11 protein-coding genes are annotated in these 16,506 nt (G+C 43.0%); 9 read left to right on the top strand and 2 right to left on the bottom strand.

Going from position 1 to position 16,506, the window contains the following annotated elements; genetic code table 11:
• Positions 1 to 206 precede the first annotated feature (206 nt).
• The gene (locus BCU75_RS00710; protein WP_004736532.1) at positions 207 to 977 is read right to left on the bottom strand and encodes an ABC transporter ATP-binding protein; all 771 of its coding nucleotides are present in this window, start codon (positions 975 to 977) and stop codon (positions 207 to 209) included.
• Between the two features lie 792 nt (positions 978 to 1,769).
• Between BCU75_RS00710 and BCU75_RS00705 the strand changes: the two genes are divergently transcribed.
• The 8 genes from BCU75_RS00705 (at position 1,770) to BCU75_RS00670 (ending at position 14,269) form a co-directional block, all read left to right on the top strand.
• A complete protein-coding gene (locus BCU75_RS00705; RefSeq protein ID WP_016767646.1) occupies positions 1,770 to 3,311 on the top strand; it encodes a DUF3360 family protein in 1,542 nt (513 codons plus the stop codon).
• Positions 3,312 to 3,618: 307 nt separating this feature from the next.
• A complete protein-coding gene (gene pflB, locus BCU75_RS00700; RefSeq protein WP_102472668.1) occupies positions 3,619 to 5,895 on the top strand; it encodes a formate C-acetyltransferase in 2,277 nt (758 codons plus the stop codon).
• A 209-nt stretch (positions 5,896 to 6,104) separates the two neighbouring features.
• Positions 6,105 to 7,106, top strand: coding sequence for a lipid A deacylase LpxR family protein (locus tag BCU75_RS00695; protein WP_102472667.1), 1,002 nt, complete (start codon positions 6,105 to 6,107; stop codon positions 7,104 to 7,106).
• A 164-nt stretch (positions 7,107 to 7,270) separates the two neighbouring features.
• A complete protein-coding gene (gene pflA, locus BCU75_RS00690; RefSeq protein WP_017111071.1) occupies positions 7,271 to 8,011 on the top strand; it encodes a pyruvate formate lyase 1-activating protein in 741 nt (246 codons plus the stop codon).
• 400 nt (positions 8,012 to 8,411) lie between these two features.
• On the top strand, positions 8,412 to 8,912 hold the full coding sequence (locus tag BCU75_RS00685; RefSeq protein WP_017111072.1) for a YfbU family protein: 501 nt from the start codon (positions 8,412 to 8,414) through the stop codon (positions 8,910 to 8,912).
• Between the two features lie 431 nt (positions 8,913 to 9,343).
• Entirely contained in the window at positions 9,344 to 11,278 is a 1,935-nt protein-coding gene (locus tag BCU75_RS00680; protein WP_102472666.1) for a PrkA family serine protein kinase, read from the top strand.
• A gap of 127 nt (positions 11,279 to 11,405) precedes the next feature.
• Positions 11,406 to 12,677 (top strand): YeaH/YhbH family protein, encoded by a 1,272-nt coding sequence (locus BCU75_RS00675; RefSeq protein ID WP_017078142.1) that lies wholly within the window; start codon positions 11,406 to 11,408, stop codon positions 12,675 to 12,677.
• 11 nt (positions 12,678 to 12,688) lie between these two features.
• Complete coding sequence (locus BCU75_RS00670; protein WP_076679039.1) at positions 12,689 to 14,269, top strand: SpoVR family protein; 1,581 nt, start codon at positions 12,689 to 12,691, stop codon at positions 14,267 to 14,269.
• Positions 14,270 to 14,487: 218 nt separating this feature from the next.
• Here the strand turns inward: BCU75_RS00670 and sohB are convergent, their stop codons facing one another.
• Positions 14,488 to 15,549, bottom strand: a complete 1,062-nt coding sequence (sohB, locus tag BCU75_RS00665) for a protease SohB (RefSeq protein WP_009849001.1) — start codon at positions 15,547 to 15,549, stop codon at positions 14,488 to 14,490.
• Between the two features lie 143 nt (positions 15,550 to 15,692).
• Between sohB and BCU75_RS00660 the strand changes: the two genes are divergently transcribed.
• Positions 15,693 to 16,433: a YciK family oxidoreductase gene (locus tag BCU75_RS00660; protein WP_076679040.1), complete on the top strand. Its 741-nt coding sequence runs from the start codon at positions 15,693 to 15,695 to the stop codon at positions 16,431 to 16,433.
• Positions 16,434 to 16,506 lie beyond the last annotated feature (73 nt).

Raw genomic sequence — 16,506 nt, 5'->3', positions numbered from 1 at the left:
TTATGTTTTGCTAATTTTAATATTGTGTTTGTTGTTGCTTATTAACTTACTTGTTGTGTTTTATTGTTCATACCGTCGCCATTTTCCTTAGCGACGGTATTTCAATCTTGATTCGTCTGAACGCTTTGCTTTGTCTTTAAGAAGCTATCTATTTTCTTCTGATCTACTGCGCTCTATTGCTAGAAGCCCATCTAACGTTTAGAACATTAATAGATAGAAGAGATAAATTGTTGTAATCGCTCAGATTCAGGTTCTGTAAATAGTTTAGCTGGATCGCCCTGTTCTTCCACTAGACCTTGATGTAAGAACATCACATGGTTCGATACGTCACGAGCAAAAGCCATTTCATGTGTTACCACAAGCATGGTTCTGCCCTCTTCTGCTAGATCGCGCATTACACCAAGCACTTCGCCGACTAACTCAGGGTCTAGTGCCGATGTTGGTTCATCAAACAGCATAACTTCAGGATCAACCGCTAGCGCTCGCGCAATAGCAGCACGTTGTTGTTGTCCGCCGGATAAGTGCCCTGGGTAGTAATCTTTACGCTCATACAGGCCTACTTTTTTCAGTAGTAATTCTGCATTTTCAATCGCTTGTGCTTTAGGTACACCTAAGACGTGAACAGGCGCTTCGATAACATTTTCGAGAACGGTCAGGTGAGACCACAGATTGAAACCCTGGAAAACCATCGCCAGGCGAGAACGGATTCGCTGTACTTGTTTTTCATTGGCAGGAACAGAAACACCTTGGCGGTTGTTTTTCATTTGAATTAATTCGCCATTAACCCAAATTTCGCCTGCGGTAGGAGTCTCTAAAAGGTTGATACATCTAAGGAAAGTACTTTTGCCCGACCCAGAAGATCCGATAATCGAGACTACATCGCCTTTATGCGCAGAAAGTGAAATTCCCTTTAAAACTTCATTTTGACCAAACGTTTTGTGTAAATCCTTTATATCCAGCGCTGGTACATCTTTCATGCGCTTTCTCTCCCAAGTTTGTGAAAATGCAAGGTACTCCGACCTTTTCATGCGATACAAATTAGCACCACACGGAATAACATGCAACAAATTATTAACCTAATAATTTGGAATAAATAGCGATTCACTCTGACTTATTATGCAAAAGGTAGCGTTTTCACCTCAATTTAATGAATGAGTTCTATCAATAAGTCGTAATTACCACTCTTACATTGTTTAAATAAAGTTAATCAAAATGAGATTCTCGTAGCCTGATGCCTCACAAGAAAAACATGTTTTGTGAACTTAGAAACATCGCAGTCGAAGAGATATAGCGAGAGCATTCAGCACATCCTCTCACCATCAATCACAATTATGTTTGACGTTATTACATTGTAGGTATTTCAAAAAGAATGAATGACAATCGAATAATAGTGAAATAACTCAGTAGGCTTTAAGCATTCAGCTCATACCATAACGGGAGAGACCCAAAGAAGATTGGAAAACGTCAATTTGTGAAAACAAATTACACTTTTTATCAACGGTACGTTAATGAATCGCTGCGTTTTGTAGCTTTCTTTCACATACACTCATAAAGTGATCAAGATCAATCACCCTAAAGGGTAAGCTTGTTAGACTCCTCAATACAAAATAAGGCATTAAAAATGCCAAACATTTCTTTTAACTTAGCTGCATAAGGCACATTAAAACCGTGCAACATAATGTTAATAAGTTATAACTAAGAAATAACGCAATTACGCGATCTTATTTAATTCAATTTTAGAATTACTAACATAAAAATATGAGGAATCTATGTCAGACGTTGTGAATAATGCGAACTCTGAAGTAGAAGAGAAAAGCTATAAAGAGCTACATCGTCCTGCTTCGGAATTTGAAAGCCGCTCAGATTATCTAGATCACGAACTTCAAATCATGAAGCCTCGCCGCTTCGGTTTAAACCTTCCAGGTCGTGACTTCCGCTTCGAACTTGAAGACCTTGTTCCTGCACTTGCTGGTACCATCGGTATCATCGCGATGTATTCAGCAGTAATGATGTCTTGGGCTGATGGCCTAACTCAAGCTTGGGACCACGTAAACCTAGGTAAAGACTTCGCAATTGAAGTTGCTCGTGTAGAAATGCTTATTCCTGCACTGCTATTCTGTATTCTTGCTTCTGGTTTCTTTAACCCTAAAGCAAACCTTGCCGGTAACCACGGCCCAATGATTCCTCTTATTGGTACCATCGCTCTCGCTGGTGCTCACCCTCTTGCATTGGCAATCCTTATCGGTGTCTTCGGTCTAATCCTAAGTTTCCTAAAAGGCGGCTCCAAGCTGGTTAACCTGACTTCTGAAGGTACCGCTGGTGGCTTGCTCATTTTCTTAGGCCTAACAGGCACCATGAGCCAAATTAACTCTATTCAAGCATGGGCGGTTGGTCTTCAATCTTCTACTGTTGAAGCGGGCAGCATGGGTTATGTTGGTTTAATCGTTCTTGCTATTACGATTGCTATCTACGCTTTCTTAGCAAAAGTGAACAAGCGTTGGTTGGCTATCCCAGTTTGTGCATTCACAGGCCTTGCTATTGCATTAGCACTAGGTGCTGGTTTCGATATCGTATTCGAAACTGAAATGGGCATTCCAAACCTAAACCCAGTTTACTGGTGGGGTTCTACTTCTGAAGGTTGGATGCTTGGCTTGCCAAACGTTGAACACTTCATTGCTTCTTTACCATTCGCAATTCTTGCCGTAGCAATGTGGTCGCCAGATTTCCTAGGTCACCGTATCTTCCAAGAACTGAACTACCCTAAACGTTCTGAAAAAGTTCTGATGGATGTTGATGACACAATGACTATGTGTTCTGTACGCCAAATGGTCGGAACTGCTGTTGGTGGTGGTAACATCACTTCTTCTTGGGGTACTTACATGATCCCAGCAGCAATCGCGAAACGTCCAATTCCTGGCGGCGCAATCTTGCTTGGTTCTCTATGTATTATTGTTGCGATTCTTGGTTTCCCAATGGACGTAGCTGTATGGCCACCAGTGATGCGTGTTGCGCTGCTTGTAGGTGTATCTCTACCTCTACTTGAAGCAGGTATGCAAATGGTTAAGGATTCAAAAGATTCTCAAGCAGCGGGTATCTGTATCTTCGGTTCAGCGGTTGTTAACCCAGTATTAGCATGGGCACTAACTATGCTTCTAGATAATAACGGTCTAATTGGTGATAAAGAGCGTGCGAAGCGTCTATCATTTGTAGACAAGATTGTTATCCCAGTTGGCGTTTTAGTTATCTGTTTAGTAGCAATGCTTGCAGTTGGTATGCTAGAAAGTCAATATGGCCTAAAAGCTTGGCTATAATGGTTCTAACTACACAAAAGTAGTATTAGGATTAAAAAAAAGTTTGGGTGGCAACCCCTGTCACCCATTTTTTTTCAACTTTTTTTGGCATTTATTGATTTAGTTTAAGGTTTACAGAAATTTTTTAGCGTAGTCTTGAATACATAGAGTAAAGACAACATATAAAAGGTAGTGACAATATATATAACCATATGATGCGAATATGCTCATATATATTGTTATTAATAAGAGTGTACTACCCTTACGAGGGGCGCTGGCTCAACAGTGTTAATGTACGTATTTTTTCTACTAAAAAGGTAGGTATGTCATGGCAGAGCAATTTGCTAAAGCTTGGGAAGATTTTGCTGCAGGTGAGTGGCAAAGCGAAGTAAACGTTCGTGATTTCATTCAAAAGAACTACACGCCGTATGAAGGCGACGAGTCTTTCCTAGTTTCTGAGGGTACTGAAGCAACTAACAAGCTTTGGTCTTCGGTAATGGAAGGTATCAAACAGGAAAACGCAACTAAAGCACCTGTAGATTTCGATACTTCTGTTATCTCTACCATCACTGCTCACGATGCAGGCTACATTGAGAAAGATCTTGAGACTATCGTTGGTCTACAAACTGAGAAGCCACTAAAACGTGCAATCATCCCTAACGGTGGTGTACGTATGGTTGAAGGTTCTTGTAAAGCATACGGTGAAACTCTTGACCCAATGGTTTCAAAAATCTACTCAGAATACCGCAAAACACACAATGCTGGCGTTTTCGATATCTACACTCCTGATATCCTAAAATGTCGTAAGTCTGGTGTTCTGACTGGTCTTCCTGATGCTTACGGCCGTGGTCGTATCATTGGTGACTATCGTCGTGTTGCACTTTACGGTATTAATCATCTAATGAAAGACAAAGCGGCTCAATTCGCATCTCTACAAGAGCGTTTCGAGAACGGCGAAGATCTTTCTGAAACAATGCAATTGCGTGAAGAGATCTCTGAGCAACATCGTGCTCTAGGTCAAATCAAGCAAATGGCTGAGAAATACGGTTTCGATATCTCTGAGCCAGCTCAAACTGCTCAAGAAGCTATCCAGTGGACTTACTTCGGCTACCTAGCTGCTGTTAAATCTCAAAACGGTGCTGCAATGTCTCTAGGTCGTACTTCGACTTTCCTAGATATCTACATCGAGCGTGATATCGCTGCTGGCAAAATCACAGAAGACCAAGCACAAGAAATGATCGACCACTTCGTAATGAAGCTGCGTATGGTTCGTTTCCTACGTACTCCTGAGTACGATGAGCTATTCTCTGGCGACCCAATCTGGGCAACAGAGTCTATGGGTGGTATGGGTATCGACGGTCGTACGCTAGTAACGCGTTCAAACTTCCGTTTCCTAAACTCTCTATACACTATGGGTCCTTCTCCAGAGCCAAACATCACTGTTCTTTGGTCTGAGCAACTACCTGACGGCTTCAAACGTTTCTGTGCGAAGGTATCTATCGATACTTCTTCTATCCAGTACGAAAATGATGACCTAATGCGTCCTGACCTTGATTCTGATGATTACGCTATCGCTTGTTGTGTATCTCCAATGATCGTTGGTAAGCAAATGCAGTTCTTCGGTGCTCGTGCTAACCTTGCAAAAACTATGCTTTACGCAATCAACGGCGGCGTTGATGAGAAGCTTAAGATGCAAGTTGGTCCTAAAGAAGCTCCAATGACTGACTCTGTTCTTGATTACGATAAAGTAATGGATCGTCTAGATCACTTCATGGATTGGCTAGCTAAGCAATACGTGACTGCACTAAACAGCATTCACTACATGCACGACAAGTACAGCTACGAAGCGTCTCTAATGGCTCTTCATGACCGTGACGTTCGTCGTACTATGGCTTGTGGTATTGCTGGTCTATCTGTTGCAGCTGACTCACTGTCTGCAATCAAATTCGCGACTGTTAAACCAATCCGCGACGAAGATGGCATCGCAACTGACTTCGAAATTGAAGGCGATTACCCTAAATACGGTAACAACGACTCTCGTGTAGATGACATTGCTTGTGAACTCGTTTCTACGTTCATGAACAAGATCCGTAAGCTTAAGACTTACCGTAACTCTATCCCGACACAGTCAGTTCTTACTATCACGTCTAACGTGGTATACGGTAAGAAAACGGGTAACACTCCAGACGGTCGTCGTGCTGGCGCTCCTTTCGCTCCTGGTGCTAACCCAATGCACGGTCGTGATGAGAAAGGTGCTGTAGCTTCACTAACGTCTGTAGGTAAACTACCGTTTGCTGACGCGCAAGATGGTATTTCTTACACGTTCTCTATCGTGCCAAACGCACTAGGTAAAGAACAAGACAGCCAACGTGCTAACCTTGCAGGCCTAATGGATGGTTACTTCCACCACGAAGCTGGCATTGAAGGTGGTCAACACCTTAACGTTAACGTTCTTAACCGCGAAACTCTTGAAGACGCAGTTAAGCACCCTGAGAAATACCCTCAGTTAACAATCCGTGTTTCTGGTTACGCTGTACGCTTTAACTCTCTAACTACAGAGCAACAAGCTGACGTAATCGCACGTACATTTACTGAATCTCTATAAGCCTAAACGCTTAAGCTGACCATTCAGTAATAATAATTAGCCTCGCCAATGTGCGGGGCTTTTTTATATCTGACATAAATCGAACTGACTTCACCAGTCTCTCAAAATGTTAGATTGAGCAGAAAAATCCCTCCTCTATTCACTTTTTTTCCACAAATTTGCGCAAACTACGGTACTATCTCGGTTCATAATTTTAGAGTAACCGCTACATGAAATACCTTCGTTGTTTACCACTGATTCTTCTCTCTTTTTCATCATTGGCATCTGAACGCTCTACGTTAACTTTTGCGTTAGACAACGATGGCATCTTTGGTGTCGACCAAGACTATACCAACGGTTTATTCCTGGGTTACACATCATCAAGTATTACCCCATACGATTGGGTCAAGCCATTAAGTCTTTCCTATTGGGGCGCAAGCTCCTTAGATAAGTGGGAAATCACGATTGGCCACAAAATGTATACGCCTTCTGACATTGAGTTAGAAACGCCATCGGCTAATGATCGTCCATACGCAGGTTACTTGCACACGGAATTCAACTACATCAGCTTGAACCCACAGCAAGCCCAACGTTTTAACATTACATTTGGTACAACGGGCGAGCGCGCACTTTCTGAAGACGCTCAAAAGCTGGTTCACTCGATCACTAAATCAGACGAGCCTATGGGTTGGGAATACCAAATTGATGATGAGTACGCAGGTAGCGTTGGCTATTTGAGCCATTTCAACCTAATGCGTAATCAAGCGCTAGCAAATACTGACTTCGAGATCTCTAACGTTTCAGAGATCAACGTGGGTAACTTTAGAAGTGATATCTCGACTGGCTTTATGTTCCGTTGGGGTACTGACTTAGGCGGCAACTTTGGTGCAGCCAACATAACCACGGAAAACCCATTCAAACCGGGCATGATCGGCGCATCAAACAGCGGTTGGTTTACCTATGCTGGCCTTGAGGGTCGTTACCGATTCAACGACCTGACTATTGAAGGCGATCGCTCAGGCGTTGACGAGTACGCAAATAAAGAAGACCTAGACCCGGCTATCTACGATGTGACTTTAGAGAACATTCAGGCTACTGCTGTGCTTGGTGTGGCTTGGTATAACCAATACGTCGGTGCATCCTTCGCGCTAACCGCAAAAACACCTGATTACGAAGAAGCAAAAGAGTCGGTGTACACCACTGGCGGTATCACAATGTTTGCTTTCTTCTAGCCACTAGCAAGGGCTTTTGTCCTTTACTTTTCAAGTTTAATAAAGGCAATCATCTTCACCGATGATTGCCTTTATTTTTAAAGGTCTCGTTACCATTTGACCCTATTTTATGTACCGTTTTTGTAATAAAATAAACGATATAAATTCCTCTACGAGAATAGCTCATGTCTACAACTGGTCGCATTCACTCATTCGAATCTTGTGGTACCGTCGATGGCCCTGGTATCCGCTTCATTGTGTTTCTTCAAGGCTGCTTAATGCGTTGTATGTACTGTCATAACCGCGATACATGGGATCTTCACGACGGAAAGGAAGTAACGGTCGAAGAGATCATCAACGAAGCAAAATCATACCGTCATTTCATGAAAGCCTCTGGTGGTGGTATCACCTGTTCTGGTGGTGAAGCGATGCTACAACCTGAGTTTGTTCGTGACTTTTTCCGAGCAGCTCAAGCTGAAGGCATTCACACTTGTCTTGATACAAATGGCTACATTCGTAAGCACACTGAAGTGGTCGATGAAGTACTAGAGGCCTCTGATCTAGTCATGTTGGATCTAAAACATATGCGAGACGAGATACACCACGATTTCATTGGTGTATCAAACAGACGTACTCTGGATTTTGCACGCTACCTGCACAAAATCGGTAAGAAGACTTGGATTCGTTATGTGATTGTTCCTGGCTACACGGATACGCCTGAAGATGCTCACCTTCTTGGTGAATTCATCAAAGACATGGATAACATCGAGAAAGTAGAACTTCTTCCATACCACAAGCTTGGTGCTCATAAATGGGAAGCTCTGGGTTACGACTACCCGCTTGAAGGCACAAACCCGCCAAGCAAAGAGAAAATGGACGAGATTGTGGCAGTTCTAAGTCAGTACCATTCAAATGTAAAGTATTAGTACTGGCTAGAATACGAATACTGACGACGTTAAACCTCCACTTCAAACGCCTCAATTTCGATTGGGGCGTTTTCTTTTATGGTTATACCAATCGTAGTAAATAATAGGTCATCCTAGCTGGTTAAAACGCTCAATAACTTCGTTAGAAATTTTGATTGTAGAATAACCACTTATCGAAACTTTCTGCCTTGTTCTCAAGCTTTTTCCTGCGCTATTTATGATCACTTACTTACTGTGATTGGGATTAAAACAACCCTTTCACTTTTCTTTACAACTTTTGTTTATCAATTCAAAAAATCATATTAAATCCGTGTTGAGATCATGTTTCCACTCGTAGGAATGCTGTTACTCTTACTGCAACAAAAGAATATAACATTTAGTTTTTAGTGAGGCTCCTCCCATGGAAATGACCAATGCTCAGCGTCTAATTCTATCAAATCAATACTACCTAATGTCTCAAATGGATCCTGAGAACTCCGCTAAATACCAACGTCTACAAACGGTTGTAGAGCGTGGTTACGAACTTCAAATGCGTGAACTTAACAAAGAATTTGGCTGTTTGACTGAAGCCGAATGTCGAGAAGTTATCGACATCATGGAGATGTACCATGCCATGCAAGAGTCAAACAAAATGCTAGCAGAACAAGAACGTGCTGAAGTTGATCAACGCCGCCTGCAATTCCTAGGTTTCGATATCGCTTCTGAAGCGCAGATCGTACATTACGTACGTTTCCTTGTTGACTCTGAAGGTCTTTACCCTCAATTTGACAAAGCTGATCACCACTTCAACAGCCAAATGCCAATGCTAGAGAAATACCGCCGCATGTTAACAACATGGCGTAATTGCCCTCGCCAGTATCACCTATGTGCGACAGAGCTATCTCAAATCTTTAGTGCTTAAGCTTTGTGCTAACCGCATAAGGTTTCAACTACGAAAATTGATGTAAAAAATCCGTTTTTACAAAAAGGGTTACTCATAATGAGTAACCCTTTTTCTTGCTCGATTTTTTAATAATTAAGTGCGTTATATAGCCTTTTATTTAAGGCCAATCCATAAGGCTCAATTATCATCTAATCCACATAAATCCAGTACGGAAATTGGAAAGCTTCCTAAAATCATAAAACAAACGCCCAGCCCCCTCGAATACAAAATAATTTCATTCGACTCAGCTCAAGTTACGCATTGCTTTGACGATGCTTCTCATACCCAAAATTGTAAATAAATGCATAATTGTTAAGCAAAATTGTGGAAGCGGGTCTAATCTTAAAATGTAGGGAGAGCCTAATTCAACCGCTCGTCAGTTTTGACTAGTTTACAAGGGGAATGTGACTATGAGTATTTTTGACCACTATCAATCACGTTATGAAGCAGCCAAGGAAGAAGAGCTGTCATTGCAAGAGTTCTTAGGGCTGTGTAAAGACGATAAAAGTGCTTACGCTAACGCTGCTGAGCGCTTACTACTGGCTATTGGCGAACCGGAGGTTATAGACACCGCTCAAGACCCCCACCTAAGTCGTATTTTCTCAAACCGTGTCATATCGCGCTACAGTGAATTTAAAGATTTCTACGGCATGGAAGATGCGATTGAACAGATTGTTTCTTACCTAAAACATGCTGCGCAAGGTTTAGAAGAACGCAAACAGATCCTTTACCTACTAGGCCCTGTGGGCGGTGGTAAATCTTCTCTTGCTGAAAAGCTAAAAGCACTGATGCAAAAGCTGCCAATCTATGTGCTTTCTGCAGATGGTGAACGAAGCCCTGTGAATGATCACCCCTTCTGTCTATTCGACGTAAACGAAGATGGCGATCTTTTGAAGCAAGAGTACGGAATAGAGAAACGTTACATACGCTCAATTATGTCCCCGTGGGCAGCGAAACGCCTCCACGATTTTGGTGGTGATATTTCCAAATTCAAAGTCATCAAGCTGCGCCCCTCTATTCTCGACCAAGTTGCGATCGCCAAGACAGAGCCTGGTGATGAAAACAACCAAGATATTTCGTCTCTGGTTGGTAAAGTCGATATTCGTAAACTTGAGCACTTCTCTCAAGATGACCCCGATGCCTACAGCTACTCTGGTGCATTGTGTAAAGCAAACCAAGGTGTGATGGAATTCGTGGAGATGTTCAAGGCGCCAATCAAAGTCTTGCACCCACTTCTAACGGCAACGCAAGAAGGTAACTTCAACGGTACCGAAGGACTTTCTGCACTACCATTTGACGGTATGATTCTGGCTCACTCAAACGAATCCGAGTGGCAGACCTTCCGTAACAATAAAAACAACGAAGCCTTCCTCGACCGTGTGTATATTGTAAAAGTCCCTTACTGTCTACGTGTCTCTGAAGAAGTTAAGATCTACCAAAAACTGCTTGAGCACAGTGAGCTATCCAAAGCCCCTTGTTCGCCAAGCACACTCGATCTTCTATCTCAATTTAGCATCCTGTCGAGACTGAAAGAGCCTGAAAACTCTTCTCTGTTCTCTAAAATGCGGGTTTACGACGGTGAAACTTTAAAAGACACCGATCCAAAAGCAAAGAGCTACCAAGAGTACCGAGACTACGCTGGTGTTGACGAAGGCATGTCTGGACTATCAACGCGTTTCGCCTTTAAGATCTTGTCTCGTGTGTTTAACTTCGACCAAGCCGAAGTAGCCGCGAACCCGGTACACCTATTCTACGTGATTGAACAACAAATCGAACGTGAGCAGTTCCCTCAAGAGACCGCTGAGAAGTACCTTGAGTTCTTAAAAGGATACCTAGTACCTCGTTACGTCGAGTTCATCGGTAAAGAGATTCAAACCGCTTACCTAGAGTCTTACTCTGAGTACGGTCAGAATATCTTCGACCGCTATGTCACCTACGCAGACTTCTGGATTCAAGACCAAGAGTACCGCGATCCAGAAACAGGCCAGCTATTTGACCGCGCTTCTCTGAATGGTGAACTAGAGAAAATCGAGAAAACAGCCGGTATCAGTAACCCTAAAGACTTCCGAAATGAGATTGTGAACTTTGTGCTTCGTGCCAAAGCCAACAATAACGGTCAAAATCCAGTTTGGACGAGCTACGAGAAACTGCGAACTGTGATTGAGAAGAAAATGTTCTCTAACACAGAAGAGCTGCTTCCTGTTATTTCATTCAATGCTAAGACCTCAACGGATGATCAGAAAAAACACGACGACTTCGTTGCTCGTATGATGGAAAAAGGCTACACAGAGAAACAAGTGAGATTGCTATCCGAGTGGTACCTAAGAGTTCGTAAATCCTCATAACCAAACCGTACTGAGCTGCTCAATTGGGCAGCTCGTACAAACCAATAACTTTTATACCTTAGTAAACCAATAACTCTTATACCCGTATAAAAAGTAGGATCGCGACATCAGCTGAGAGGGAGTTCTTATGGCACAATTTATCGATCGGAGGCTCAATGGCAAGAATAAGAGTGCTGTGAATAGACAGCGTTTCTTACGACGCCATAAAGAGCAAATCAAAGAATCTGTGGCCGATGCAGTCAACCGACGCTCAATCACCAATACTGAAACCGGTGAAGACGTCACTATTCCCCATAAAGACATCAAAGAGCCAAGCTTTCACCAAGGTCAAGGCGGCGTAAGAGAACGCGTTCACCCAGGTAATGACCAGTTCATCACGGGCGATAAAATTGAACGTCCTAAAGGTGGCGGTCAAGGTGGTGGCGCAGGCCAGGGTGACGCAAGCCCTGATGGCGAAGGCCAAGATGAATTTACATTCCAAATTTCAAAAGATGAATATCTTGATATTCTCTTTGAAGATTTAGCTCTTCCTAATCTAGAGAAGAATCAGGTCAACAAAATCACCGAATGGAAGACACATCGCTCTGGTTATCAAAGCGCGGGGATTCCTTCCAACATCGCAATCGTGCGTTCACTGCAGCAATCTCTGGCTCGTAGAACCGCGATGACAGCAGGTAAAAAGCGCGAGCTTAACCTACTGATGGAGCAGCTTGACCAAGTTAAAATGACGGAACCAGCACAACCCTTTGAAGAAAGTCGTTTAAAAGAAGAGATTGCCGAATTACGTAAAAAAATTGAAAGCGTGCCATTTATTGACACCTTCGACCTACGTTTTAAAAACTACGAGAAGCGCCCTATTCCATCTAGCCAAGCCGTTATGTTCTGCCTAATGGATGTATCTGGCTCAATGGATCAAGCCACGAAAGACATTGCGAAGCGCTTTTATGTCCTTCTGTATCTGTTCCTAAATCGCACCTACGAAAACGTCGATGTTGTGTTTATTCGTCACCATACTCAGGCTAAAGAAGTCGACGAACATGAGTTTTTCTACTCACAAGAAACTGGCGGCACGATCGTTTCTAGTGCACTGAAACTAATGAAAGAAATTGTCGCAGATCGTTATCCTGCTAATGAGTGGAACATCTATGCAGCACAAGCCTCTGATGGCGATAACTGGGCTGATGACTCTCCTCGTTGTAAAGAGCTATTAGTCAATACACTTCTGCCAACTTGCCAATATTACTCTTACATCGAAATAACACGCCGCTCTCATCAAACACTTTGGCACGAATACGAAAAACTCGAGAGTAGCTTTGACAACTTCGCCATGAAAAATATTAAAACGGTGGATGATATTTTTCCTGTGTTTAGAGAACTGTTCCAGAAAGAGACAGCGTAAGGGGGCTTGCCATGACAGCGAAATCAAACGTTGCAGAGAAATCAAACATTGCAGATAGAGATAAAGCGACACAGAAGAGAAACGACAAGATGCTGCCTGATGGTCCAGATTGGACATTCAACCTCTTGGAACAATATCACGTAGAAATCAAGCGTGTGGCGCAGCATTACCGTTTAGATACTTACCAGAACCAAATTGAAGTGATTACTTCTGAGCAGATGATGGATGCTTACTCGAGCATCGGTATGCCGATCAATTACAATCACTGGTCATTTGGCAAAAAATTCATTCAAACCGAGCAAAACTACAAGCATGGTCAGATGGGATTAGCGTACGAAATCGTGATCAATTCAGATCCTTGTATCGCATATCTGATGGAAGAGAACACCGTCACGATGCAGGCGCTCGTAATGGCTCATGCCTGTTACGGCCATAACTCTTTCTTTAAAGGCAACTACCTGTTCCAAACTTGGACCGATGCCAGTTCCATTATCGACTACCTATTATTCGCTAAGAAATACATTATCGACTGTGAAGAAAAATACGGTGTTGCCGAAGTCGAACAACTTCTCGACTCTTGCCATGCCCTCATGAACTACGGCGTAGACAGATACAAGCGCCCAGAGAAGATTTCAATCGCAGAAGAAACCGCAAGACAAGAAGAGCGGGAAGCGTATCTGCAATCTCAAGTCAATGAGTTGTGGAGAACCGTGCCTAAAAATCAAGATAAGGAAAAAGAGACCAAAATCCGCTTTCCTAGTGAGCCTCAAGAGAACATCCTCTACTTTATTGAGAAGAACGCACCACTGCTTGAACCTTGGCAGCGCGAGTGTGTTCGCATTGTTCGCAAGGTGAGCCAATACTTCTACCCTCAAAAGCAAACTCAAGTAATGAATGAAGGCTGGGCAACCTTCTGGCACTACACCATTCTTAACCACCTTTACGACGAAGGCTTGGTCAGTGATAAGTTCATCTTAGAATTCTTACACAGCCACACCAGCGTAGTCGCACAACCCGCCTACAACAGCCCTTATTTCAGCGGGATAAACCCTTATGCGCTTGGCTTTGCGATGTTTAGAGACATCCGACGCATCTGTGAAGAACCAACCGATGAAGACAAAGAGTGGTTCCCTGAGTTAGCCGGGAGTGATTGGTTAGAGGCGGTGCACTTTGCGATGCACAATTTCAAAGATGAAAGCTTTATCAGCCAATACCTTTCACCAAAGATCATTCGAGACTTTAAACTGTTCTCTGTGCTAGACGACGACCGTAAAAACACGATTGAGATAAGCGCTATTCACGATGACCCGGGCTATCGCTTGATTCGTGAAAAACTTGCGGCGCAATACAACCTAAGTAACCTTGAACCGAATATTCAGGTGTTTAACGTCGATGTTCGTGGTGATCGCTCAATGACACTGCAGTATGTGCCTCACGGCCGAATCCCGCTTGATAAAGGCTACGACGAAGTGATGAAACATCTCTATCGCTTATGGGGTTTTGATGTCATTTTGGAGGAACTTAAGGACACAGGTCATAGAGAAATTCTGACCACTTGTCCAAAACGTAATGATTATGGAGCCAAGATTTAATACCAATCACAGTAAGTAAATATGTAAGTGACTGGTATAAAACTCCGCTCCCCCTACAACATAGTGGTTAAACCCGCTCGGAAGTGGAGTAATAAAAAAGCGCATAAGTCTGATGACTGATGCGCTTTCTTTTTAAAGCTCAAACGTCTTTAATAAACGTAAGGCGCTGAACCTAGAACTAAAACTAAAACTAAAACTAAAACTAAAACTAAGTAAGCTTAAACAATCGGCTTTTGACCACGTTCAATCAGCTTCATCAGCACGCTGTCTGCAGATTTACCCGCCACGCCCGCTAGTTTGTCTGACAGCTTTTTCTTCTGTACGTAGTGAATCGCTAGAACTGTCTTGTCCTTACATGCCGCTACGACTAAATCATCAGAAGTGCTAATCTCATCCACCAGCCCAAGTTCATGTGCTTGTGTACCAAACCAATGTTCACCCGTAGCAACCTTCTCAAGGTCTAGTGCTGGGCGGTGATCTCGAATGAAATCTTTGAATAAGCCATGCGTCTCTTCTAGTTCTTCTTTAAACTTCTCACGTGCTTTATCGCTGTTCTCACCAAACATAGTTAACGTGCGTTTGTACTCACCCGCCGTTAGCTGTTCGAACTCAATATCGTGCTTTTTAAGCAGTTTATTAAAGTTGGGTAATTGAGCGATAACGCCAATAGAACCAACAATAGCAAAAGGTGCAGATACAATTTTGTCTGCGATACATGCCATCATGTAACCGCCACTCGCCGCGACTTTGTCTACCGAGATTGTCAGAGGTAAACCTGCTGCTTTAATACGGTCAAGTTGAGAAGACGCCAAACCATAGCCGTGAACCATGCCACCGCCAGACTCAAGCTTAAGCAATACTTCATCACCTTCACGAGCCACGGCCAGCACAGCCGTTACCTCTTCACGTAGCGAAGCCACTTCTTTCGCATCAATGCTACCATTAAAGTCGAGAACGAATAGATGTGGTTCACGCTTGCTGTCAAGTTCACCCTCTTTCGCTGCTTTCTTCACTTCTTTGCCACGTGATTTCACTTTCTCTTTTTCCGCTTTCTTTTCTGCTTTATCACGGGCTTTGATGAAAGCATCATCGTGTAGATGGTGCTCTAATTGTTCAATCGTTTGTTTATGGTGTTCAGATAGGTTCGTGATTTCCAGCTCACCTTTAATCGCGCTTGATTTTCCACCCACCGATTTAGCAATCACTAAAATTGCAATGATGGCGATTACAACGGTCGCAATCTTGGCTAAAAACAAGCCGTAGTCCAACAAAAATTCCAATGTCATATCCCCTATTGTATGAATTAGTGTATTGTAACCATCTTGTCACGATTACCAAGAATTTCTCATCATTCCTGCGTTTATCTGTGTGATAAAACACCAATGGAATGACGAACATAATAAAAGAAAGAAGGATAAGCACAGTGGATTACCCAATCTCTACAGATGCCCTCAAAGATAAAGTAATTTTGGTTACAGGTGCCGGTGCTGGCATTGGTCGCCAAGCCGCACTAAGCTTCGCTCAACATGGTGCAACTGTCATTCTGTTAGGCCGTAACGTAAAGAATCTTGAATTTATTTACGATGAAATTGAAAGTGCTGGTTACCCTCAGGCTGCGATCATTCCGCTAGACCTCAAAGGGGCAACAAAACAGAACTACATTGATATGGCGGAAACCATTGAATCACAGTTCGGTCGTTTAGATGGTCTACTTCATAACGCTGGTGTTCTCGGCACTCTGAGTCCGTTTGAGCAGATTGATGAAGAAACGTTTGATGGCGTCATGCAAATCAACGTCAAAGCTGAGTTTCTAATGACTCAAGCATTACTGCCTGTCATTAAGAAAGCCGAAGCTGGTCGCATCGTATTTACCTCTTCAACGGTTGGTCATTCTGGCCGTGCATTCTGGGGCACTTACGCGATTTCTAAGTTTGCTACCGAAGGCATGATGCAAATTCTAGCTGACGAGCTTGAAGACACCAACATCCGCGTAAACGCGATCAATCCCGGCGGTACTCAAACACGCATGCGTGCAAAAGCGTACCCAGGTGAAGATGCGAACAAGCTGAAAACGCCACTCGACATCATTCCACTGTACCTACACTTAATGAACCCAAGTGTGACAGACATTAATGGTCAATGTATCGATGCCCAACCTAAGTAACTGATATCATTAACCAATAATAAAAAGTCGCTTCCATAGCGACTTTTTTTGTATCTAAATCAATCAACTAACG

It is taken from the genome of Vibrio splendidus (assembly GCF_002873455.1).
In the GTDB taxonomy this organism is placed as follows: Bacteria; Pseudomonadota; Gammaproteobacteria; order Enterobacterales; family Vibrionaceae; genus Vibrio; species Vibrio splendidus_J.
This window is presented reverse-complemented; position numbering and strand designations above follow the sequence as displayed.

Excerpts from the sequence above, each read along its gene's own strand:
- BCU75_RS00675 (WP_017078142.1), top strand. The coding sequence starts at position 11,406 with ATGGCACAATTTATCGATCGGAGGCTCAATGGCAAGAATAAGAGTGCT.
- pflA (WP_017111071.1), top strand. The coding sequence starts at position 7,271 with ATGTCTACAACTGGTCGCATTCACTCATTCGAATCTTGTGGTACCGTC.
- BCU75_RS00695 (WP_102472667.1), top strand. The coding sequence starts at position 6,105 with ATGAAATACCTTCGTTGTTTACCACTGATTCTTCTCTCTTTTTCATCA.
- BCU75_RS00670 (WP_076679039.1), top strand. The coding sequence starts at position 12,689 with ATGACAGCGAAATCAAACGTTGCAGAGAAATCAAACATTGCAGATAGA.
- BCU75_RS00680 (WP_102472666.1), top strand. The coding sequence starts at position 9,344 with ATGAGTATTTTTGACCACTATCAATCACGTTATGAAGCAGCCAAGGAA.
- BCU75_RS00705 (WP_016767646.1), top strand. The coding sequence starts at position 1,770 with ATGTCAGACGTTGTGAATAATGCGAACTCTGAAGTAGAAGAGAAAAGC.
- pflB (WP_102472668.1), top strand. The coding sequence starts at position 3,619 with ATGGCAGAGCAATTTGCTAAAGCTTGGGAAGATTTTGCTGCAGGTGAG.
- BCU75_RS00710 (WP_004736532.1), bottom strand. The coding sequence starts at position 977 with ATGAAAGATGTACCAGCGCTGGATATAAAGGATTTACACAAAACGTTT.
- BCU75_RS00685 (WP_017111072.1), top strand. The coding sequence starts at position 8,412 with ATGGAAATGACCAATGCTCAGCGTCTAATTCTATCAAATCAATACTAC.